This is a genomic window from Salmonella sp. SG203 (assembly GCF_013350575.1).
Taxonomy (GTDB): domain Bacteria; phylum Pseudomonadota; class Gammaproteobacteria; order Enterobacterales; family Enterobacteriaceae; genus Salmonella; species Salmonella enterica.
Genome location: NZ_SNMT01000017.1, coordinates 73,182 through 96,029, shown reverse-complemented (window position 1 = coordinate 96,029; position 22,848 = coordinate 73,182). Strand labels below are relative to the sequence as shown.

General features: G+C 52.1%; 22 protein-coding genes. 13 read left to right on the top strand and 9 right to left on the bottom strand.

What is annotated here, in order from left to right; translation table 11 throughout:
• Positions 1-10 precede the first annotated feature (10 nt).
• The 3 genes from rhaD to rhaB all read right to left on the bottom strand — a co-directional run bounded on the left by rhaD (position 11) and on the right by rhaB (position 3,706).
• Complete coding sequence (gene rhaD / locus HV477_RS20400) at positions 11-838, bottom strand: rhamnulose-1-phosphate aldolase (protein WP_001179685.1); 828 nt, start codon at positions 836-838, stop codon at positions 11-13.
• Between the two features lie 142 nt (positions 839-980).
• A complete protein-coding gene (gene rhaA / locus HV477_RS20395) occupies positions 981-2,240 on the bottom strand; it encodes an L-rhamnose isomerase (protein ID WP_079899261.1) in 1,260 nt (419 codons plus the stop codon).
• Positions 2,237-3,706 (bottom strand): rhamnulokinase, encoded by a 1,470-nt coding sequence (gene rhaB / locus HV477_RS20390; protein ID WP_000143967.1) that lies wholly within the window; start codon positions 3,704-3,706, stop codon positions 2,237-2,239. Before rhaB ends, rhaA begins: the two co-directional genes overlap by 4 nt.
• A gap of 287 nt (positions 3,707-3,993) precedes the next feature.
• Here rhaB and rhaS point away from each other — a divergent pair, with 287 nt between their 5' ends.
• Positions 3,994-4,830, top strand: coding sequence for an HTH-type transcriptional activator RhaS (rhaS, locus tag HV477_RS20385; RefSeq protein WP_000217109.1), 837 nt, complete (start codon positions 3,994-3,996; stop codon positions 4,828-4,830).
• A gap of 152 nt (positions 4,831-4,982) precedes the next feature.
• Complete coding sequence (rhaR, locus tag HV477_RS20380) at positions 4,983-5,831, top strand: HTH-type transcriptional activator RhaR (protein ID WP_000013293.1); 849 nt, start codon at positions 4,983-4,985, stop codon at positions 5,829-5,831.
• Here the strand turns inward: rhaR and rhaT are convergent.
• Positions 5,828-6,862, bottom strand: coding sequence for an L-rhamnose/proton symporter RhaT (gene rhaT / locus HV477_RS20375; protein ID WP_000063541.1), 1,035 nt, complete (start codon positions 6,860-6,862; stop codon positions 5,828-5,830). The two genes, rhaR and rhaT, sit on opposite strands and share 4 nt — an antisense overlap.
• A 618-nt stretch (positions 6,863-7,480) precedes the next feature.
• Here rhaT and HV477_RS20370 point away from each other — a divergent pair.
• Complete coding sequence (locus tag HV477_RS20370) at positions 7,481-8,164, top strand: oligogalacturonate-specific porin KdgM family protein (protein ID WP_000378721.1); 684 nt, start codon at positions 7,481-7,483, stop codon at positions 8,162-8,164.
• 158 nt (positions 8,165-8,322) lie between these two features.
• Here the strand turns inward: HV477_RS20370 and HV477_RS20365 are convergent, their stop codons facing one another.
• Genes HV477_RS20365 through HV477_RS20355 form a run of 3 tightly spaced genes read right to left on the bottom strand, consistent with a single transcriptional unit; the run spans position 8,323 to position 11,140 of the window.
• Positions 8,323-9,630, bottom strand: coding sequence for a TRAP transporter large permease (locus tag HV477_RS20365; RefSeq protein WP_000566800.1), 1,308 nt, complete (start codon positions 9,628-9,630; stop codon positions 8,323-8,325).
• Complete coding sequence (locus HV477_RS20360) at positions 9,623-10,138, bottom strand: TRAP transporter small permease (RefSeq protein ID WP_001091413.1); 516 nt, start codon at positions 10,136-10,138, stop codon at positions 9,623-9,625. Before HV477_RS20360 ends, HV477_RS20365 begins: the two co-directional genes overlap by 8 nt.
• Before the next feature lie 18 nt (positions 10,139-10,156).
• The gene (locus HV477_RS20355) at positions 10,157-11,140 is read right to left on the bottom strand and encodes a TRAP transporter substrate-binding protein (protein ID WP_000812816.1); all 984 of its coding nucleotides are present in this window, start codon (positions 11,138-11,140) and stop codon (positions 10,157-10,159) included.
• A 328-nt stretch (positions 11,141-11,468) separates the two neighbouring features.
• Between HV477_RS20355 and sodA the strand changes: the two genes are divergently transcribed.
• The 3 genes from sodA (at position 11,469) to HV477_RS20340 (ending at position 13,255) form a co-directional block, all read left to right on the top strand.
• Positions 11,469-12,089, top strand: a complete 621-nt coding sequence (sodA, locus tag HV477_RS20350; RefSeq protein WP_000122632.1) for a superoxide dismutase [Mn] — start codon at positions 11,469-11,471, stop codon at positions 12,087-12,089.
• A gap of 69 nt (positions 12,090-12,158) precedes the next feature.
• Positions 12,159-12,848: a 6-hydroxyaminopurine reductase gene (gene yiiM / locus HV477_RS20345; protein WP_000559229.1), complete on the top strand. Its 690-nt coding sequence runs from the start codon at positions 12,159-12,161 to the stop codon at positions 12,846-12,848.
• 11 nt (positions 12,849-12,859) lie between these two features.
• Entirely contained in the window at positions 12,860-13,255 is a 396-nt protein-coding gene (locus HV477_RS20340; RefSeq protein ID WP_000133655.1) for a nuclear transport factor 2 family protein, read from the top strand.
• Positions 13,256-13,305: 50 nt separating this feature from the next.
• Here the strand turns inward: HV477_RS20340 and cpxA are convergent, their stop codons facing one another.
• Positions 13,306-14,679, bottom strand: coding sequence for an envelope stress sensor histidine kinase CpxA (gene cpxA / locus HV477_RS20335; protein WP_000580402.1), 1,374 nt, complete (start codon positions 14,677-14,679; stop codon positions 13,306-13,308).
• Positions 14,676-15,374 carry an envelope stress response regulator transcription factor CpxR gene (cpxR, locus tag HV477_RS20330; RefSeq protein ID WP_001033731.1) on the bottom strand — a complete coding sequence of 233 codons (699 nt, stop codon included), beginning with the start codon at positions 15,372-15,374 and terminating at the stop codon, positions 14,676-14,678. The genes cpxA and cpxR overlap by 4 nt, the downstream gene beginning before the upstream one ends.
• Positions 15,375-15,524: 150 nt before the next feature.
• Between cpxR and cpxP the strand changes: the two genes are divergently transcribed.
• The 7 genes from cpxP to HV477_RS20295 all read left to right on the top strand — a co-directional run bounded on the left by cpxP (position 15,525) and on the right by HV477_RS20295 (position 22,842).
• A complete protein-coding gene (cpxP, locus tag HV477_RS20325) occupies positions 15,525-16,025 on the top strand; it encodes a cell-envelope stress modulator CpxP (protein ID WP_001233463.1) in 501 nt (166 codons plus the stop codon).
• A gap of 147 nt (positions 16,026-16,172) precedes the next feature.
• Positions 16,173-17,075, top strand: coding sequence for a CDF family cation-efflux transporter FieF (gene fieF, locus HV477_RS20320; RefSeq protein WP_001077320.1), 903 nt, complete (start codon positions 16,173-16,175; stop codon positions 17,073-17,075).
• A gap of 184 nt (positions 17,076-17,259) precedes the next feature.
• Entirely contained in the window at positions 17,260-18,222 is a 963-nt protein-coding gene (pfkA, locus tag HV477_RS20315; RefSeq protein WP_000591793.1) for a 6-phosphofructokinase, read from the top strand.
• A gap of 204 nt (positions 18,223-18,426) precedes the next feature.
• Positions 18,427-19,416, top strand: a complete 990-nt coding sequence (locus HV477_RS20310; RefSeq protein ID WP_000758711.1) for a sulfate ABC transporter substrate-binding protein — start codon at positions 18,427-18,429, stop codon at positions 19,414-19,416.
• Between the two features lie 100 nt (positions 19,417-19,516).
• Positions 19,517-20,272: a CDP-diacylglycerol diphosphatase gene (locus tag HV477_RS20305; RefSeq protein ID WP_000750762.1), complete on the top strand. Its 756-nt coding sequence runs from the start codon at positions 19,517-19,519 to the stop codon at positions 20,270-20,272.
• 265 nt (positions 20,273-20,537) lie between these two features.
• Positions 20,538-21,872, top strand: coding sequence for an MFS transporter (locus tag HV477_RS20300; protein WP_000777317.1), 1,335 nt, complete (start codon positions 20,538-20,540; stop codon positions 21,870-21,872).
• Between the two features lie 10 nt (positions 21,873-21,882).
• Positions 21,883-22,842, top strand: coding sequence for an aminoimidazole riboside kinase (locus HV477_RS20295; protein WP_079899258.1), 960 nt, complete (start codon positions 21,883-21,885; stop codon positions 22,840-22,842).
• Positions 22,843-22,848: the final 6 nt, after the last annotated feature.

Here is a 22,848-nt window from a genome sequence, read left to right as displayed (position 1 = left end):
TTGGGAGGTATCAGTACAGCGCTACGGCGCTGGCCAGCGGTGTCACGCCAAAACGTTTGCCGAGTGCGACCAGTTCTTCGCGCGTGATGGTCTGCTTCATACCGCCCATCGAATAGATTTTGACTAATACCTCAGCGGATTTCTCTGCGGTATCTATCAAACCGAAGGTTTCATCCAGCGTAGGTCCGCTTCCGAACACGCCGTGGAACGGCCACAGCACCAGCGAATGTTTCTGCATTTCTTGCGCGGTGGCCTGGCCGATTTCATCGGTGCCTGGCACCATCCACGGCAGAATGCCGACACCGTCCGGGAATACCACCAGACATTCGGTGCTGCCTTCCCACAGTTTGCGGGTGATCAGCGCAGTGTTGTTTTCCAGTACGTAGGTGAGGGCGATCAGGTTAGTCGCATGGCAATGCATAATGACGCGGTCTTTGCCGTGGGTGGCTTTGATGCGTTCGCAGTGGGAAAGGAAATGCGCCGGGAGTTCAGAGGTGGGTACCGCGTCGTGGGTTAAGCCCCACAGAATGTGGTAGCCTGCGCCGTCGCTGTCGATTTTGACCACGCCTAAATTGGCTGCCGGATCGAGCTGCACGTTGCGAAAGAATTTGCCGGAACCGGTAACAATAAACGGCGTGTTCGCCAGCAGCGGCATGGGTTGACTTAGCGCGATGTAGCGCGGTTTTTCGTGGAAATTAGCTGCAAACGGTGCGATATCGGCTTCATCCAGACGCAGCGTCAGGTTACCGCCATTACGTTCGTCCCACCCTTTCAGCCACGCATCAGACGTGGCTTTAATCATGCCCTGGACAAACCAGGAATCGGTAATATTTTGCATGTTCGTGTTCCCATTTATTGCCCGAAGGTTATTCGGGTCTTACGTAGGCCGGATAAGCGCAGCGCCATCCGGCAATCGTGTTTCATTTATTGCCGGATGGCGACGCGGGCGTCTTATCCGGCCTACAGATCAGGTGTCGCTGTCAGCTACGTTTGCTCAGGATCTCTTTTTCGTAGGCGCGAACGCTGTCCAGCCACTGGCTGCCAGTCGGCGTGTCGTGACGCTGGCAATACATTTCCCAGACGGCCTGCCACGGCAGAGATTTCTGCTCTTCCAGCAGCGCCAGACGCGCGGTGTAATCGCCGCTGGCCTCAAGCTGACGCAGTTGATCTGTGGGTTCCAGCAGAGCGCGCAGCAGCGCTTTTTTCATGTTGCGGGTACCGATAACCCACGCGGCGACACGGTTGATAGAGGCGTCGAAGAAATCCAGACCGATATGCACACGGTCGAACAGGTTATGACGGACGATCTCGCTGGCAATTGCCTGGGTTTCATCGTCCAGGAGCACCACGTGGTCGCTATCCCAGCGTACCGGGCGGCTGACGTGCAGCAGCAGCCGTGGCACGTAGAGCATGGCGGCGGAAATTTTGTCGGAAATCACTTCAGTGGGATGGAAGTGGCCCGCATCCAGGCACAGCGCGGTCTGACGGCTGGTGGCGTAGCCCATGTAGAACTCATTGGAGCCGACGGTGTAGCTTTCCGCGCCGATGCCAAACAGTTTGCTCTCAACGGCGTCGATGTGGTGCGCCGGGTCGAATTTCTCGCTAATGACCTCATCCAGCGCTTCCAACAGGCGCTGGCGCGGGGCTAAACGGTCGACGGTAATGTCTTTCATGCCGTCCGGAATCCAGATGTTCATCACCGACGGCGTACCGAGCTGCTCACCAAAGTATGCCGAGACGCGGCGGCTGGCTTTGCAGTGATCGATCCAGAACTGGCGAATTTTCGCGTCTGGATGAGAGAGGGTAAAACCGTCAGCGCTCAGTGGATGAGAAAAACAGGTGGGGTTGAAATCCAGCCCCAGCCGGTTCGCTTTCGCCCACTCCACCCAGTTTTTAAAATGCTCCGGTTTGATCTGGTCGCGAGCAACCGGCGTATCCGACTCAAGATAAATGGCGTGCAGGTTCAGCCGTTTGGGGCCTGGGATCAGACGCAGCGCCTGTTCCAGATCGGCGCGCAGTTCGGTGGCGTTACGCGCTTTGCCCGGATAGTTGCCGGTCGACTGAATTCCGCCCGTCAACGAACCTTCCGGGTTCTCGAATCCGGCAACATCGTCGCCCTGCCAGCAGTGCATGGAAACCGGCAGGCGATCGAGCTGGCGCAGCGCCTCCTCGACATCAATACCTACTGCGGCGAAACGTTGTTTTGCCAGTTCCCAGGTTTGTTCCAGTTGAGTGGTCATGCGCAAAGCTCCTTTGTCTGTCGTTTGGGTTGAAACTGCGCAACGTGGCGGGCAATTTCACTATCAGGATTAGGGATATAGGTTGTCAGGTCGTAGTTAGCGCTGACGACCTGACGGAAGTCATCGACGTTGTTTAATTCGTCGAGGGTCATAAGCTGAATACCAATATTGCCAAGGGTGGAGGCTTCAACCGGCCCGGCCATCACGCGAATGCCACATGCATCGGCGCACAACTGGTTGAGTAGCGAGTTTTGGCATCCGCCGCCGACAATATGCAGTTGGGTAAATTTTTCGCCGCGCAGATTTGCCAGTTCGTGCAGAATGTCGGCATACAACAGCGCCAGACTGTCGAAAATGCAGCGCGCCAGTTCGGCATCGCTGACGGGAACGGGCTGGTCGGTCTCGCGACAGGCTGCCTGGATTTCAGCGCGCATATCGTCAGGATTGATAAAGCGATCGTCATTCGGGTTAATCAGGAAACGGCAGGCCGGCAGCGCTTCTGTTTGGGCGATAAGCGCAGGCAGATCGGTAATGCGCCGTTCTTTCAGCACGCGCTGGAGCAGCCACAAACCCATAATGTTTTTCAGTACCCGATAACGCCCTTCCGCGCCGCCTTCGTTGGTGATATTGGCGGCCAGCGCCTCATCAGTGGTGTAGGGCATTTTGCTTTCAAAACCCATCAATGACCAGGTGCCTGAAGACAGGTAAGCGCTATGTTTATTTGCCAGCGGAGAGGCAATAACGGCGCTGGCGGTATCGTGGCTGGCGACGGCTACCACCGGAATACGGTTGCCCTGCGGGCAAATCCAGTCGCCGATAACATTGCCAGGGTGCGAGGGGCGACCGAACCAGCTCTTTTTCGCGCCAGTCCACGCCAGCAGGGTATCGTCCCAGTCATCGGTATTGATATTGACCAACTGGGTGGTCGTGGCGTTGGTGTATTCCCAGTTCATTTCACCGGTCAGGCGGTAACTGAAATAATCGGGCATCAGCAGCGCATGAGCGACCTGCGCTGTTAACTCAGGCTGTTGTTTCGTCAGCGCGCGTAGCTGATAGATGGTGTTAAACGGCAGAAACTGAATCCCGCTGCGGCGATAGATTTCGCTTTTGCCGATCTGGACCAGCGCTTGCGGCATGATGCCCGTGGTACGGTTATCGCGGTAGGAGACCGGCAGGCCGACACGCTGACCTTGTTTATCCAGCAGGACATAATCGACGCCCCAGGTGTCGATGCCGATGCTGTCGATAAGAATGCCTTCATTGCAGACTTTCTTCAGACCAAGACGGATATCCTTTTCCAGACTGTCGATGTCCCAGGTGTCAAACCCGTCTGTTTTTTGTAGGCAGTTCACAAAACGGTGAATTTCACGTAGCGTCAGGGTACGGTGTTTGCTGTCGTAACGCGCCAGCATCACGCGCCCGCTGGATGCGCCGAGATCAACCGCGACACAATGGCGAAAAGTCATAATCAGGTCCTTCTTAGAGTCATTGCGCACAGTCTAAAAAAGCCCTCAAAGACCTACCTTCTCGTTACTGACAGGAAAATGAGCCGCTGGCAACAAGGCAAAGATGAACGTGATAGCGTTCACAGTTTCTACTAATAGGCCGGTGTGATGTCGTCCGCATTTCCCGCTTTTTCCCGCCTTTTCTTGAAAAAAAGACCATGTTTGCGCGCTTTAGCGTCAAAAATTTAAGGTGAGGCCGATAACCCTTAATTACTATTCGGACATGTTGAATTCAGGAGGAAGCAACCATGACCGTACTGCATAGCGTGGATTTTTTTCCATCAGGTAAAGCGCCCGTGGCGATTGAACCGCGTCTGCCGCAAGCCGCTTTCCCTGAACATCATCATGATTTTCATGAAATCGTGATTGTGGAACACGGTACGGGCATTCATGTATTCAACGGGCAGCCGTATACCATCAGCGGCGGTACCGTGTGTTTTGTTCGCGATCACGACCGGCATTTATATGAACATACCGACAACCTATGCCTGACGAATGTACTGTGGCGTTCACCGGACGCCTTCCAGTTCCTGGCGGGGTTGGATCAATTGCTGCCGCAGGAGCAGGATGGTTACTATCCTTCTCACTGGCGGGTGAATCAGAGTGTGTTGCAGCAGGTGCGCCAGTTGGTCGGTCTGATGGAGCACGCCGGAGACGGCATGGATGCGCCTGCCGTGGCGAATCGCGAAATTTTGTTTATGCAACTACTGGTGTTGTTACGCCGCAGTAGCCTGATGGAAGGCGCGACCAATAACGACGCCAAACTCAACCAACTGATGGCATGGCTGGAAGACCATTTTGCGGAGGAGGTCTGCTGGGAGGCGGTAGCTGAACAGTTTTCGCTGTCGCTACGTACGCTGCATCGTCAGCTTAAACAGCATACCGGGCTGACGCCGCAACGTTACCTTAATCGCCTGCGTTTGATCAAAGCCCGGCATTTATTGCGCCATAGCGATCATAGCGTGACAGAAATCGCGTACCGCTGCGGTTTTGGCGACAGTAACCACTTTTCGACTCTGTTTCGCCGAGAATTTAACTGGTCGCCGCGGGATATCCGTCAGGGACGCGATGCGATAATCCAGTAACGCGAACGCTATCAACGTTTTCGTCGCCAATATGCTGATAATTATACCCTTTAATACCGGATGGCGGCTGCGCCTTACCTGGCCTACGGCGGCGAGCGGTAGACAGAATAAGCGTAGCGCCAGCCGGCAAGCATTCAACATGAGGTGCTGCGGTGGCAAATCAGTTAATCCTTTTGAAAAAAGATTTTTTTACTGATGAGCAGCAGGCCGTTACGGTTGCCGATCGCTATCCACAGGATGTTTTTGCGGAACATACGCATGAGTTTTGTGAACTGGTGATGGTCTGGCGGGGCAATGGCCTACACGTTCTTAATGAGCGCCCATACAGAATTACCCGCGGCGATCTGTTTTACATTCGTGCTGAAGACAAACACTCCTATACTTCCGTTAACGATCTGGTGCTGCAAAATATTATTTACTGCCCGGAGCGTTTGAAACTCAATGTAAACTGGCAGGCGATGATTCCCGGCTTTCAGGGAGCGCAGTGGCATCCTCACTGGCGGCTGGGCAGTATGGGAATGAATCAGGCGCGGCAGGTCATTAACCAGCTTGAACATGAGAGTAATGGACGCGATCCGCTGGCGAATGAGATGGCGGAATTGCTGTTTGGTCAACTGGTGATGACGTTAAAACGGCATCGCTACGCGACCGACGATCTTCCGGCAACCTCCCGAGAAACCCTGTTGGATAAATTAATTACCGCTTTGGCTAATAGCCTTGAGAGCTCCTTTGCGCTGGATGCGTTTTGTCAGCAGGAACAATGCAGCGAACGGGTGCTGCGGCAGCAGTTTCGCGCCCAAACCGGGATGACCATTAATCAATATTTACGCCAGGTCCGTATTTGCCACGCGCAGTATCTGCTTCAGCATAGCCCGCTGATGATTAGCGAGATTTCGATGCAGTGCGGTTTTGAAGATAGTAATTATTTTTCAGTGGTGTTCACGCGGGAAACCGGGATGACGCCGAGCCAATGGCGTCATCTCAGTAATCAAAGCGATTAACTGGCCATGCCTAAACCGACAATATTCGCCGCGATAATAATTACCACGCAGCCGAGGCTTAATACGGCAACGGGACGGCGGCCAGCATTTTTCCACTCTTTTAGCACCAGACCGACAAGCCCCCCGCACAGCACATAGAAGCTCATGTGCAGCATCCAGCTCATGTAGTCATATTGCGCTGGAATGCGCGCGTGACCCCAGGCATAGAAAAAGAACTGCAAATACCACATCAGACCGCCAAGCGCGGACAGCAGAATATTGCTGATAATCAACGGTCTTGCCAGCGAGAAGTCGGCTTTTATCGACAGATTTTGCACTTTTGCCAGGCGGATAAAACAGAAACCGAGGTTCACCAGCGCGCCGCCGCCCATAATCACCACGTAACTCGGCAGCGCGACATAGAGCGGGTCAACGCCAAGCGCGGCAGCAGCTTCATGCATCGGTTTCGCGGCGTTCATGGCAAAAGACATCCCCGCCGAGAAAATACCGCACATCACTGCCAGCAGAAGCCCTTTCTTCAGATTGAACTCCTCCGCTTTAATGCCCATTTTGCGTTCTTTTAACTGTCCGGCGCGCGTCACAATCCCGACGCCGATCAGCGCGACAAAAACGCCAAGTAGCGTCATGCGTCCCCCTTCGGTATGGATTAACACATCGAAGTTACCGTTGATGATAGGCGTCATCAGCGTGCCGACGATAAGCGTAATGCCGATAGCGATGCCGATACCCATCGACATCCCGAGATAACGCATGGTCAGACCGTAATTAATATTGCCGATGCCCCACATGGCGCCGAACAGAAAAACCGGTAAAAGGGTGGAGAGGTTAAACTGCCCATAATAGGCCCAGAAATCAGGCAGTAACAGAGCGCTAATTGTCCACGGCAGAATAAGCCATGAGACGATGCCGCCCACTGACCACATGGTTTCCCATGACCACTGTTTCACTTGCTTGAACGGGGCATAGAAGCAGGCTGCACTGGCCGCCCCTATCAAATGCCAGAAAATACCCATCGTAATCGCGTTACTCATGACATGTTCCTCATTATTTTTTATGGACGGGATACCCCTTCCGTTTGCATGAGTTTAAAAATTACGCAGCCTGGTAACCTTATAACGATTGCCGCCGTTGGGTGTATTCTGGCAATCAGCACGTTAATGAAGTGATTAACTTCACGTTTTAAAAAAGTCGGAGCGCATCGTGACCGTCTGGATGTTATTTAAATCAGTGGGTAATATTTGTTTTCTAAAATACCTTCATCATAACGACACGAAACGACTTAGCTGGCAACAATGCAAAGAAAACGCTGCGTGAGATCACATAATGGGAATAGTCTGACTTACCGTTTGATAAAAGGGTAGTTATACAGTAATTATTTAGTTGTTTTATTTGTATTTACAATTTAAATATATTGAAATTAACGTTAGGAATCAATGAAATATAAATATAAGGAAAGTCCTATATTGGTGTTGTTGATGACGCTTTGATTTTTATTTTATATGACGAATATAAATTTCATTTATTTTATTTTGCTTTTTGAACATTATCCCAATTTTAAATTAAAGATCTTTGCCTATATTGTCGCCATTCACATTGCGTATTATGGTTGTAACGGTCTGACATAAAACAACGTTTTAATTTTAAATTAAATGGATTCTGTTATGAGAAAATCTCTTTTCTTACTATTACCTCTTGTTGTAACAAATGCGCATGCAGTATATGTCGATGTTCGTCATGAATATCTTGATGATAGTAAAGCTAACTATGACCGTGCTTATATTTCTCATCGGTTTGCGAATGGTGTTGGTTTTGCGATAGAAGCTATCTCAAAATCAGGCGGGGATGACACCAATAAAGCGTTTAATGACCTGGAAACACAGGGCAACGAATATACGATAAGCTACCAATTTAAAACCGGTGATGTCGCCTGGCAACCGGGTTTCGTGCTGGAAACAGGCAACGGTTACTCTACCTATAAGCCTTACTTCCGCGCGACGTGGACATTAAATGAAAGCTGGTGGGTTGGTGCGCGCTATCGTTTTGAATATGTACGCCGTTCTTCTGATATCCGTGATGATGATACCATCAATCGTATGGATGTCTGGGCGGGTTATAAATGGAACAACTTTGACTGGACAATCGAAGGAATTTATAAGAAAGCTGATAAATATGATCTTTACGATGGCGGCAAAGATAACTATGAATATAACTTCAGAACTGCCTATATTATTGATCAATGGTCGCCATTCGTTGAGGTAGGTAATGTTTCCGTCAATAGCAACAGCGATGAAAGACAAACCCGTTTCCGCGTGGGTATAGGCTACACATTCTAATCATTATCCCTGTTTATTATTTATTCCCTTTTCCGGCTACTTTATAGGTAGCCGGTTTTTTTTACCTGGTGATGACCTGCGGATAATTATTATCGTGCGTTGGCCGGATAAGACGCGAATCGCCATCCGGCCAACGAGATGTGCAGGAAACTATGCGCTTACATGATGCCCAGTAGACGGGGTAAGAACAGTGTGATTTCCGGAATGTAGGTAATTAATAACAGAACGCCGATAATCGCGCCGTAAAAAGGCAGCAACGGTTTAATCACTTCCTCAACTTTGACCTTACCGACGCTCGCCCCGACATATAAACCACTGCCAACTGGCGGCGTAATGGTGCCAATCGCCAGGTTATAGATCATGATAATGCCGAAATGCACCGGATCGACGCCCAGTTTAGCCATGATCGGCAGCAGAATCGGGGTAAAAATCAGAATGGCCGGACCGATATCCATAAATGCGCCGATAATCAACAAAAAGACGGTAATGACTAACAGGATAACCAGTTTATTGGCGGAAATACCGAGGATCATATCGCTCAGCGCCGCAGGAATATTGGTGATCGACATTGAGAAGGACATCGCCGAAGAGGTTGCCAGCAGGAACATGATGACCCCGGTCATTACCACTGTCTGGAGCAAAATCGAAGGCAAATCCTTAATTTTCAGCGTGCGGTAAAACACCATCGTCAGCAATAACGTATACACCACGGCAATCGCGGAGGCTTCAATGGCGGTGAAAATCCCCTGCACAATGCCGCCGACGATAATCACGATCAGCAGCAGGCTGGGAATGGCCTCAACGGCAACTTTTAGCGCCATGCCTTTTTGGACGGTGAAGAAAACCCGATAATTTCGACGCTTAGCGACCACCAGCGTGACCAGCATACAGCCAACGCCCCACAGCACTCCCGCGACCAGACCGCCGGCGAACAGAGCGGCAATCGATGTTCCCCCGCTTGCCAGCGCGTAAAGGATAAAAGCCGTGGTGGGCGGAATTAACATTCCCGTCGGCGCGGAGGCGATATTCACCGCGGCCGCAAAACCGCGATCGTAACCTTCGCGCGCGCTCATCGGCACCATCACGCCGCCGATAGAGGTTGAGGCGGCAATTGCCGATCCGGAAATTGCACCGAACATCATATTGCCGACGATGTTGGTGTAAGAGAGCGAGCCGGGCAGTTTGCCAGTAAACAGTTTGGCAAAATTGACCAGTCGGGCGGCAATTCCCCCGCTATTCATGATCACCCCGGACAAAACGAAGAACGGCACGGCCAGCAAGGCAAAACTGTCCAGGCTGGAGAACATTTTTTGCGCGGTGGCGAACATCGAAATATCGAAAGGCAGTACCAGCATCATGGTGCTGAAAGAGGCGATAACGATGCAGATCCCAATAGGCGCGCCCATGGCCAGTAAAACAACAAAGACGGCAATTAGCGTACAGGACGCAAAAATAGGGTCAATCATGTGATTTCTCCAGAGTGTGCTCAGTGGTATCCGTGGCGGAATGGATAGCTTTCAGGGCGTCAACGATATTCAGCAGCCCATAGAGGATGATCAGTACGCCTGCGCAGGGGAGCGCGTAATAAATTTTCCCCATCGGAATGCCCAGCGCAGGGGAGATTTGCAGCATAGAAATCGCAGAAATCTTTAAGCCGCCGATAATCAATACCCAAATGGAAAACGCGATAAAAATGACCTGCAGAATAATATCCCACCAGCCACGAATCGTCGGCGACACCTTATCCAGTAAGAGAGTCAGGCTGATATGCTGTTTCTGACCGGCGACAAAAGCCATGCCCAGCATTGATACCCACACCAGGAGAAATCGCAGCATCTCTTCGGTAAGGGTGCTGGGAACGCCCAGAATGTAGCGGCTCACCACCTGCCAGCAGGCGATGCCAACCATTATCGCCAGCACCAGGCAACAGATAGCGCCCAGCAATAAATCAAGTCCTTTTCTGAATGTGTTCATCTTAATTTCCTGATTAGATTAATTTTTTGCTGTCTGGATACGTTGATACAGCCCGTAAAGCCGCGGTTTGTTTTTCAGGCCGTCGTAAATAGGCTGTACTGCCTTCTGGAAGGGTTTTTTGTCGATCTCGTAGAATTCAACGTTGAAATCTTTTACCGCCGCCAGCCTGGTTTTCTCTATTTCCTTGTCCCATGCGGCTTTCTCAAATTCGATCGACGCCTTGATGGCGGCTTCGACGATGCGCTGCTGTTCCGGCGTCAGCTTTTCCAGCGTGAGGGTACTCATTAGCAGGATATCGGGAATGCGGGTGTGCATATCGTAGGTGTAATAACGGGCGACTTCGCCGTGGCGGGCGATGGTGAGAGCGAACTCATTGTTTTCCGCGCCGTCGAGAATGCCTTGTTGTAACGAGGTATAGACCTCCGCCTGGCTCATGGCGATAGGCGAAGCGCCCAGCAGTTTGAGGGTTTGGATCGCCGTCTCACTCTGCATGACGCGGATCTTTTTCCCGCGTAAATCCTCAATGCGTTTAACCGGCGCTTTGCTCATATAAAAATTACGCGCGCCGGAATCATACCAGCCTACGCCGACAAACCCCTGTGCGGCGGTGGACTGATAAACAGGCTCCATCACCTGTGGGTTATCCATTACGCGGTAGTATTCATCGACGGTGGCAAACAGGTAGGGAAGTGAGAACACGCCGTACTCAGGCGAAAAACTCTCCATCAGCCCGGACGACACTTTAGTGATGTCGACGACGCCGACCTGCGTCAACTCCACCAGTTCGCGCTCGCCGCCAAGCTGTCCGTCCGGGAAGTACTGTACTTTGATATCGCCGCCCGTTTTCTCTTCAACTTGCTGCCCCAGGAAGTGCAACGCATCTTTTACCGGCTGGCTATTTTCAGCGTAGGCCAGGCGCAAAATGGTTTCGCCGTGGGAGAAGAAAGAGAGTGTGGAGAGTAAGGCCAACGTAGCCAGACGTATAAAACCAGGTTGCTTCATGATTCCCTCGCAATTGTAATAATTTACCGGGAATGTAATTGCAGTGTGAAATTATAACCTTCTTGATTTTGCCACCGCTGACAAAATTTGGCACCAAAAGAAAGATTTTGAAACCCTGTTTCACATTTCATGATTTCCAGGAATTCATCAACAGGCGGTTTCGGTTGGAGGCGTAAAAAACGGTTTTTTTCAGCGGATGCCGTAACGTTTATAACCATGGAAAAAGTACGGCATTGATAATCATTTTCAATATCATTTAATTAACTATAATGAACCAACTGCTTACGCGGCGTTAACACTGTGCCGCTCGACAATAATGGAGATGATTATGAGTTATACACTGCCATCCCTGCCGTACGCTTATGATGCACTGGAACCGCACTTCGATAAGCAGACGATGGAGATTCACCACACCAAACACCATCAAACCTATGTCAACAACGCTAACGCGGCGCTGGAAAACCTGCCTGAGTTTGCTGACCTGCCGGTTGAAGAACTGATTACTAAACTGGACCAGGTGCCAGCGGACAAAAAAACCGTGCTGCGTAACAACGCGGGCGGCCACGCTAACCACAGCCTGTTCTGGAAAGGGCTGAAAAAAGGCACCACTCTGCAGGGCGATCTGAAAGCGGCTATCGAGCGTGACTTCGGTTCCGTTGACAACTTCAAAGCTGAATTCGAAAAAGCAGCAGCAACCCGTTTCGGTTCCGGCTGGGCGTGGCTGGTGCTGAAAGGTGACAAACTGGCTGTGGTTTCTACCGCAAACCAGGATTCTCCGCTGATGGGTGAAGCCATTTCCGGCGCTTCCGGCTTCCCGATCCTGGGGCTGGACGTGTGGGAACACGCTTACTACCTGAAATTCCAGAACCGCCGCCCGGACTACATCAAAGAGTTCTGGAACGTGGTGAACTGGGACGAAGCAGCAGCGCGTTTCGCCGCTAAAAAATAATTTGCATTGCACGTCTGTAGAAGCGAGTCTGATGACTCGCTTTTTTTGTATCCGCGTAAGGAGCAGCAGATGCATTATCCGGTTGACGTGTTTATTGGCAAAATTCGTGACTATGACGGCAGCCGCCCGAGCGCTATCGCCAAGGTGCAAATCGACGGCGAACTCATGCTGACCGAGCTGGGTCTGGCAGGCGATCAGCAGGCCGAAAAGAAAATCCACGGCGGCCCCGATCGCGCGCTATGCCATTATCCCCGCGAACACTATGCTGATTGGATTCGCCAGTTCCCCGAGCAGGCGACGCTGTTTTGCGCCCCGGCGTTTGGCGAGAATCTGTCGACGAACGGAATGACCGAACACAACGTGTTTATTGGCGACATCTACCGCTGGGGCGAGGCGTTGATCCAGGTCACTCAGCCGCGCTCTCCATGCTTTAAACTTAATTTCCACTTTGCCATCAGCGACATGGCCCTCCTTATGCAGAACAGCGGAAAAACCGGCTGGCTGTATCGGGTCATTGCGCCAGGTAAGGTCTCCAGCGATGCGCCGCTGGAACTGGCGTCGCGTCTGAGCGATGTCTCGGTTCATGAAGCGGGTGTTATCGCCTGGTCTATGCCGTTTGATGACGAACAATATCACCGGCTGTTGAGCGCCGCCGGGCTGTCGGCGAGCTGGAGCCGCACCATGCAGAAGCGTCGTTTGAGCGGCAAAATTGAAGATAGCGCCAGACGACTGTGGGGGGATAAAACTCCGCCAAAATGAAAGGAAGGGTTATGACTGAATGTGAAAACGCAGTGGCGATCGTAAAAGAATTTTTGGTGGCCTCCATGATTCCCGATGCTGAACGCGCCGCAACGTATATGCACCCGGAGGTGAAAATTACCTTCACCGGAGGCCGGGCGATGGCGGGCGCGGCAGATATCGCGCAGTTTAACGGCGCTCGCTACAAGTGGGTGAAGAAGGCGCTGGGCGAGTTTGATGCGGTGCAGCATGATGATTACGTTGTGATTTATTCCAACGGTACGTTGTATGGCGAATGGCCCGACGGTCGCCCGTTTGCCGATAACCGCTTTATCGACCGCTTCGAAGTGCGCGATGGCAAAATTACCCGGATGGACGTGTGGAACGACAGCGCCGAGTGGATTCTGGCGCCAGACATTTCCCGGTAAATCTCGACGGCGAGATAAAAAATCGGCCTGCATTCGCAGGCCGATGGTTTTTAGGTTCGCTTGTACAGCGGTAGCCACAGCGTGAGCCGCAACCCGCCGAGCGGGCTATCGTCAGCCTTCACCCAGCCGCGGTGCTGCTGCATGGCGCTTTCGACAATCGCCAGCCCCAGCCCGGTGCCGCCAGACTCGCGGTCGCGCGCCTCATCAGTGCGATAGAACGGACGGAAGATCTGCTCGCGGTCTTCAGGGCTGACGCCCGGCCCGTCGTCATCGACCGTGATCGTAATACCGTCTTTATCCACCGAGAAGCCGACTTCAATCTTCGTATGTGAATAGCGCAGCGCATTACGAACTATATTTTCCAGCGCGCTTTCCAGCGCGTTTGGGTTGCCATAGAGCGGCCACGGCCCCGGCGGATAATTTACCGTTAACGACTTGCCCATCTGTTCGGCTTCAAAGGCGGCGTTATCCAGCACTTCGCCCCATAGCTGATTGGCTTTCATCGTTTCGCTGACCAGCGCATTTTTCTGTTGGTTACGCGACATCACCAGCAGGTCATTGATCATGCTGTCCAGACGCTGCGCTTCGGTTTCAATACGCTCCAGCTCTTTGCTTTCGCCGCCACGACGACGCAGCAGCGCGGTACCCAGTTGCAGGCGCGTAAGGGGCGTTCGCAGCTCATGGGAGATGTCTGACAGCAAACGCTGCTGCGAGGTCATCATCCGTTCCAGCGCCGTCACCATCTGGTTAAAACTGGCGCCAGCGGCGAGGAACTCCTGCGGACCCGCCTCCAGCTCCGGATGCTGACGCAGGTTGCCTTGCGCCACTTCATCAGCCGCGTTTTTCAACTTACGCGCCGGTTTCGCCAGACTCCATGCCAGCCATAGCAAGAGCGGCGAACTGACCAGCATCGTGACAATGAGCAACAGGAGCGGGCGGTCAAACAGCAGATTAATAAAATCGGATTGCGAACTGCTGGCCGGTCGAATCAGGTAAAGCTGGTAATTATCCTCTCCGTCGCGAACGGAGAACGGCCCCACCATCTCTACGCGGCCATATTTTTTCTTCTGCGGATGATCGGCGTTATCCGCCTGACCAATGAAGTTACGAATGATCTGCATTTCGCTACGTTCAGCGCCGATCACGCGTCCTTCAGAGGTCACCAGTAATAACCGCTGTCCAGGCGGCGCCCACTTATCGATTGCGCGGAACAGGCGACGCCACCACATCAGGTCGTTGGGCGGATCGTTCGCAAGTTCAGCTTCTACATGTTGCTCTATCATCAATCCCTGGCGCTGTTCGCTGTCCAGCAGCTCGGTCATCTGGCGTGAATCGAGCTTGGGCAACATCAGTACCAGCATTAGCACCAGCGCCAGCGTCAACCAGAAGATGGCGAAGATGCGCGCGGTTAAACTTCCTATCATGAAGCGGAAACCATCAGATAGCCGCGACCACGCAATGTTTTAAACCACGGGTGACCGTCTTTGCGTTCCGGCAGTTTGCGGCGCAGGTTAGAAATATGCATATCAATGGCGCGATCGAACGGCGTCAGGCGCTTACCCAGCACTTCCTGACTTAAATGTTCACGGGAAACCACCTGGCCGAGGTGTTGCGCCAGCAAATAGAGCAGGGTGAATTCCGTACCGGTCAGCTCCAGCGTTTGGCCATCGAAACTGGCTTCCTGGCGACCCGGATTAAGGCTTAGCGCATCAACTTCCAGCGTCGGCGAGCCGTTGTCGCTGCTCTGCTGCTGTTCGCTCCAGTGGGAACGGCGCAAAATAGCCCTGATGCGCGCTACCAGCTCGCGGTCGTTAAATGGTTTGGGTAAATAGTCGTCCGCGCCCAGCTCAAGGCCGAGAACGCGATCCAGCTCGCTGCCGCGCGCGGTCAGCATAATGACAGGCGTCTGGTGTGTCTGGCGAAGCGCTTTCAACGTATCGATACCGTTTTTCTTCGGCATCATGACGTCAAGCAAAAGTAAATCGATGCTGTCATCCAAAAGCTCAAGCGCCTGCTCGCCGTCGTGGGCCACCAGGACATTAAAACCTTCCATTTCGAGGAGCTCTTTTAACAGGGAAGTCAGCTCTCGGTCATCATCAACTAACAGGATTTTATTCATTGTTTACGTACCTCCGAGGCAGAAATTACGTCATCAGGCGTCGCTAATCCATGACTTTACGTTGTTTTACACCCCCTGACGCATGTTTGCAGCCCGAATCGTAAACTGTCTCTCGTTGAATCGCGACAGAAAAGATTTTGGGAGCAAGCGATGCGCAAAGTTACCGCTGCTGTTATGGCCTCAACGCTGGCATTCAGTTTTTTAAGCCACGCAGCTGAAGTTGTTACAAGCGATAACTGGCACCCCGGTGACGGGGCCACGCAGCGTAGCGCGCAAAATCATATGTTTGACGGCATAAGTTTAACCGAACATCAGCGTCAGCAGATGCGAGATCTTATGCAACAGGCAAGGCACGAACAGCCTCCTGTTAATGTTAGCGAAATGGAGACAATGCATCGGCTTGTCACCGCAGAAAAATTTGATGAAAGCGCTGTGCGCGCTCAGGCAGAAAAAATGGCGCAAGAGCAGGTTGCCCGCCAGGTCGAAATGGCCCGCGTGCGTAACCAGATGTATCGCCTGTTAACGCCGGAGCAGCAAGCGGTTTTGAATGAAAAGCATCAGCAACGAATGGAGCAACTGCGCGACGTGGCGCAATGGCAAAAAAGTTCATCGCTGAAATTATTGAGTAGTAGCAACTCACGTTCCCAGTAACAACCCTGTTTTCCTTGCCATAGACACCATCCCTGTCTTCCCCCACATGATGTGGGGGTTTTTTTTATCTCCAGTTTGTCATTCTGTTATTAGCTTACTGTTTTAAACCATCCGTTATACTACCGGCAGAAGATAGCGGGAGTATTTATGAATCAAACCTATGGACGGCTGGTTAGCCGGGCGGCTATCGCGGCAACGGCGATGGCATCAGCGTTACTTTTGATCAAAATTTTTGCGTGGTGGTATACGGGATCGGTGAGTATTCTGGCGGCGTTGGTGGACTCGCTGGTGGATATTGCCGCGTCATTGACGAATTTGTTGGTCGTGCGTTATTCGCTGCAACCCGCAGATGATGAACATACGTTTGGTCACGGTAAAGCGGAGTCGCTGGCGGCGCTGGCGCAAAGTATGTTTATTTCCGGTTCGGCGTTGTTTTTGTTTTTGACCAGTATCCAGAATCTGATTAAGCCGACGCCAATGAACGACCCCGGCGTGGGGATTGGCGTTACCGTCATCGCTCTGATATGCACTATTATACTGGTCACGTTTCAGCGCTGGGTGGTACGCAAGACCCAAAGTCAGGCGGTACGGGCGGATATGCTTCATTATCAGTCTGATGTTATGATGAACGGAGCGATTCTTATCGCGCTTGGGTTATCCTGGTACGGTTGGCATCGTGCGGATGCCCTGTTTGCGTTAGGTATCGGCATCTATATTTTGTATAGCGCGTTACGTATGGGGTATGAGGCGGTGCAGTCATTATTGGATCGCGCGCTGCCCGATGCGGAACGACAGGAAATTATTGATATCGTGACGTCATGGCCGGGAGTCAGCGGCGCGCACGATCTCCGCACGCGGCAGTCAGGGCCGACTCGCTTTATTCAGATTCATTTGGAAATGGAAGATAATCTGCCGCTCGTTCAGGCGCATTTTGTGGCTGACCAGGTAGAGCAGGCGATTTTACAGCGTTTTCCGGGTTCAGATGTCATTATTCATCAGGATCCCTGTTCAGTCGTTCCCAGGGAAGGCAGGAAGTTCGAGCTTGTATAATTGATTGTTAAAAAGTGAGCCAGGCCAGCATTTTGTGTATAAATTACCGCCATTTGGCCTGACCTGAATCAATTCAGCAGGAAGGGATTGTTATACTATCTGTATATTCGTTGGATCGTTTCGAAGTGCGAAATCGGCTTCCGGCAATAGATTTCATTTTGCATTCCAAAGTTCAGAGGTAGTCATGATTAAGAAAATCGGTGTGTTGACAAGCGGCGGTGATGCGCCGGGCATGAACGCGGCAATCCGCGGTGTTGTGCGCGCAGCGTTGACGGAAGGGCTGGAAGTCATGGGCATTTATGACGGCTATCTGGGCCTGTATGAAGATCGTATGGTTCAGCTTGACCGTTACAGCGTATCTGACATGATCAACCGTGGCGGTACTTTCCTCGGTTCTGCCCGTTTCCCGGAATTCCGTGACGAAAATATTCGCGCTGTCGCGATCGAAAACCTGAAAAAACGCGGTATCGATGCGCTGGTAGTTATTGGCGGCGACGGTTCTTATATGGGTGCAAAACGTCTGACTGAAATGGGCTTCCCGTGCATCGGTCTGCCAGGCACTATCGATAACGACATCAAAGGCACCGACTACACTATCGGCTATTTCACTGCTCTCGGCACTGTAGTGGAAGCGATTGACCGTCTGCGTGACACCTCCTCTTCTCACCAGCGTATCTCTATCGTTGAGGTGATGGGCCGTTATTGCGGCGACCTGACGTTGGCGGCGGCTATTGCTGGCGGCTGTGAGTTTATCGTGGTGCCGGAAGTTGAATTTAATCGCGAAGATCTGGTGGCCGAAATCAAAGCCGGGATCGCGAAAGGGAAAAAACACGCTATCGTCGCTATTACTGAGCATATGTGCGATGTTGACGAACTGGCGCACTTTATTGAAAAAGAAACGGGCCGTGAGACGCGTGCGACGGTGCTCGGCCACATTCAGCGCGGTGGTTCCCCGGTACCTTACGATCGCATTCTGGCTTCCCGTATGGGCGCGTATGCTATTGACCTGCTGCTGGAAGGCCATGGCGGTCGTTGTGTCGGTATCCAGAATGAGCAGCTTGTTCATCATGACATCATCGATGCAATTGAAAACATGAAGCGTCCGTTCAAAAGCGACTGGATGGAGTGCGCGAAAAAACTGTACTGATTGTTTTTGCGCGCCTGATGGCGCTACGCTTATCAGGCCTACAGGTTGCAGAAACGTGTAGGCCGGATTAGGCGCTAGCCGCCATCCGGCAATCCCTCAGATTTATTCCTCGAAGTTATAGCCAATCTTTTTTTTATTCTTTAATGTTTGGATCTCTTTCTGGCACGCTTTGCTCATCACAACACAACATAAGCGAGTCGGGCGATGAAAAAGTGGGGCGTGGGGTTCACATTATTGCTGGCGTCAACCAGCATTCTGGCAAAGGATATTCAGTTACTTAACGTATCATACGATCCAACGCGTGAGCTGTACGAGCAGTACAACAAAGCGTTTAGCGCGCACTGGAAGCAGGAAACCGGCGACAACGTCGTGATCCGTCAATCGCACGGCGGTTCGGGTAAACAGGCGACTTCCGTTATTAACGGCATTGAAGCCGATGTCGTGACGCTGGCGCTGGCTTACGATGTGGACGCTATTGCGGAACGTGGTCGTATCGATAAAAACTGGATTAAGCGTCTGCCGGATAACTCAGCACCTTACACCTCCACCATCGTTTTCCTGGTCCGTAAAGGCAATCCAAAACAAATTCATGACTGGAACGATCTGATTAAACCCGGTGTGTCGGTGATTACGCCAAACCCGAAAAGCTCTGGCGGCGCACGCTGGAACTATCTGGCGGCATGGGGCTACGCCCTGCACCACAACAATAACGATCAGGCCAAAGCGCAGGACTTTGTCAAAGCCCTGTTTAAAAACGTTGAAGTGCTGGACTCCGGCGCGCGCGGCTCAACCAATACTTTCGTTGAACGCGGTATCGGTGATGTGCTGATCGCCTGGGAAAACGAAGCGCTACTGGCGACGAACGAACTGGGTAAAGATAAATTCGAGATAGTGACCCCGAGTGAATCTATTCTCGCAGAGCCGACCGTTTCCGTGGTCGACAAAGTGGTGGAAAAGAAAGACACCAAAGCGGTAGCGGAAGCCTACCTGAAGTATCTCTACTCGCCGGAAGGGCAGGAGATAGCAGCGAAAAACTTCTACCGTCCGCGCGATGCTGACGTGGCGAAAAAATACGACGATGCGTTTCCGAAGCTGAAGCTGTTCACCATTGACGAGGTGTTTGGCGGCTGGGCGAAGGCGCAAAAAGATCACTTCGCTAATGGCGGTACGTTCGACCAAATCAGCAAACGCTAAACCGTTTATAAACCCGGTAACGTATTATGTTACCGGGTTTTTTCTTTGCCACAATTTTGCGTTACTCTTCCCCGTCTATGGGTCACAGGGAACGCATATCATGAAAAAAACAGGCTACTTTTTACTGGCGGTGATAGTGATTGTCGCCGCGGCGGGCGTCGGTTACTGGAAATTTTCCGGCAACCCTGATGCATTACGGGAAATCGTGCTTGAACAATGCCTGCCCGATCAGTTACAGCATCAAAACCCAGCGCCGTGCGCGGAAGTCAAACCTCGCGCTGGCTATGTCGTCTTTAAAGATCGTCACGGTCCGTTGCAATATTTATTGATGCCCACCTACCGTATCAACGGTACAGAAAGCCCGCTATTGCTGGAACCCGCTACGCCCAACTTTTTCTGGCTGGCCTGGCAGGCTCGCGGCTATATGAGTAAAAAATACGGGCATGATATTCCGGATAGCGCGGTCTCGCTGGCGATTAATTCGCGGCTTGGTCGTTCACAGGACCATTTGCATATCCATATTTCTTGCATCCGTCCTGACGTTCGGGAACAACTGGATAACGATCTCACGCGCATCAGCACTCGCTGGCTTCCGCTGCCGGGTGGCCTGATGGGGCATGAATACCTGGCGCGCCGGGTAACCGAGAGCGAACTGGCGCAGCGTAGTCCGTTTATGATGCTGGCGGAAGAGGTGCCGGAAGCGCGCGATCATATGGGACGCTATGCGCTGGCGGTGGTACGCCAAAGCGACGACTCTTTTGTTCTGCTGGCGACCGAGCGTAACCTGCTGACGCTTAATCGCGCATCGGCGGAAGAGATTCAGGACCATAGTTGCGCCATTTTGTCTTCCCGCTGATTTTCGTTACACCCCCTTGCTCATTATCTTATTGATTCTTATCCCGGTTTAAAACTGGGGTAAGATCGTGTCTATAAAAATATGTGAAACCGATCAAAAGATATAAAGGTATACCTTTATATCTTTTGATGGTTCGTTACACTCTCTTCATAGCCTCCATAGATTGTCTGGTGGATGGCTTATATATAAAAACGTTTTTATTTCATGTAGTGACATCATTAATTGTTCACCAGATTTGCGCTGTTAAGCGTAAAGGAATATCAACATGAAACTTTCTATCGTGGAAAAAATCGGCTTCGGCGCGGGAGATATGGCGATAAACGTTGTGATTATCGCCATGCAGCTGCTCCTCGCCTATTTCTATACCGATATCTACGGCCTGAGCGCCGCTGATGTTGGCGTACTGTTTGTGGTTGTGCGGATGATTGATGCCATTATCGATCCGGCCATGGGGGTTCTGACCGATAAACTGAATACGCGCTGGGGGCGTTACCGCCCGTGGCTGCTGTGGTTTGCTATTCCTTTTGGTTTCGCCGTGTATTTGATGTTTATTACGCCTGATATGGCTTATATGGCCAAGCTGGCGTGGGCCTATGGCACCTATATTCTTATGACCCTGGTCTATACCGCGATCACCATTCCCTATATTTCGATGATTGGCGTGATTACCAGCGACCCCGTCGAACGGTTAAGCGCCAACGGTTATCGCTTTGTGATGACCAAGATTGCCGCTTTTCTGGTGACTATCGTCGTACCGATGCTTGCCGTCTGGCTGGGGCAGGGCAACAAGGCGCTGGGTTACCAGTTTTCGATGGGGCTGATGGGGGCGATGGGCGCCTTGCTGTTTATCTTCTGTTTTCTTACCACGCGTGAACGCAGCGAGCCGGAAATTACGTCGTTATCGGTGGGGAAACAGTTTAAATATCTGTTACGCAACGATCAGTGGATTATTCTCGGCGTTGTTATTCTGCTGCTGATGTGCGGTTATGTTATTCGCGGTTCCGTTGCCGCTTATTACGCCAAGTATTATCTGAACGGCGGAGATAGCCTGATTTCACCCTTCCTGACTACCGGCGTCGTGGCCTCTATTTTAGCGATGATCGCCACCACCTGGATAACCAAGTTCTGGGACAAAATCAAGATGTTCCGCTACACCCAGATTATTACCTTTATCCTGAGCGCGCTGATGTATTTCTCCGTCGGGCGTGAAAATCTTGTCCTCGCCTTTGCGTTCTATTTTCTTATTAATTTCTTCTGCGATATGCAAATGCCGGTGTTCTGGTCCTCTATCGCCGAAGCGGTGGATTACGGAGAAAAGAAAACCGGTCTGCGCGTTTCCGGGTTGGCGTTTGGCGGCATCCTCTTCTTCCAGAAGTTTGGGATGGGGATCGCGGGCGGGATACTCGGATTCCTGCTGAGCCACTTTGGCTATCAGGCCGATGTTGAACAGAGCGCGCGTTCGCTCACCGGTATTGCGCTGATGATGACGCTCATTCCGGCTCTGTTTCACCTTGCGGTTGGGCTGCTTATGAAAAAGTATCTGATTAACAACGAATATTATCGTGATATTCAGCTTGCCCTGGCGCAGAAACAGGCATAAGGAGGCGCAAATGAAGGCCATGAATAAGGTTTGGGTTATCGGCGATGCCTCCGTTGACCTGGTGCCGGAAAAACAGAACAGCTATCTGAAATGCCCCGGCGGAGCGTCGGCGAACGTGGGGGTATGCGTTGCCAGGCTGGGCGGAGAGTGCGGTTTTATTGGCTGTCTTGGTGACGATGACGCCGGCCGCTTCCTGCGCCAGGTTTTTCAGGATAACGGCGTGGATGTCACGTTTCTAAGGCTGGATGCGGACCTGACCAGCGCGGTGCTGATCGTCAACCTGACGGCTGACGGGGAACGCAGCTTTACCTATCTGGTGCATCCGGGGGCTGATACCTACGTTTCGCCGCAGGATTTGCCGCCGTTCAGGCAGCACGAATGGTTTTACTTCAGCTCAATTGGCCTCACCGACAGGCCCGCTCGCGAGGCGTGCCTTGAGGGAGCGAGAAGAATGCGTGAAGCGGGTGGTTACGTACTGTTTGACGTCAATCTGCGCAGCAAGATGTGGCGCAATACCGATGAAATCCCTGAACTGATCGCCCGGTCCGCCGCGCTGGCTTCTATCTGCAAAGTCTCGGCAGATGAGCTGTGCCAGCTCAGCGGGGCCAGCCACTGGCAGGATGCGCGTTATTACCTGCGCGATCTGGGCTGCGACACCACCATTATTTCGTTGGGGGCCGATGGCGCTCTGTTGATTACCGCCGAGGGGGAGTTCCATTTCCCCGCACCGCGCGTCGATGTTGTCGATACCACGGGAGCCGGTGATGCTTTTGTCGGCGGACTGTTGTTCACCCTTTCCCGCGCAAATTGCTGGAACCATGCCCTGCTGGCGGAGGCCATCAGCAATGCCAACGCCTGCGGCGCCATGGCGGTAACGGCAAAGGGCGCAATGACCGCTTTACCGTTTCCTGACCAACTCAACACTTTTCTTTCCAGCCATTCGCTGGCACAAGCCATGACCGTGAAATAAGGAGTC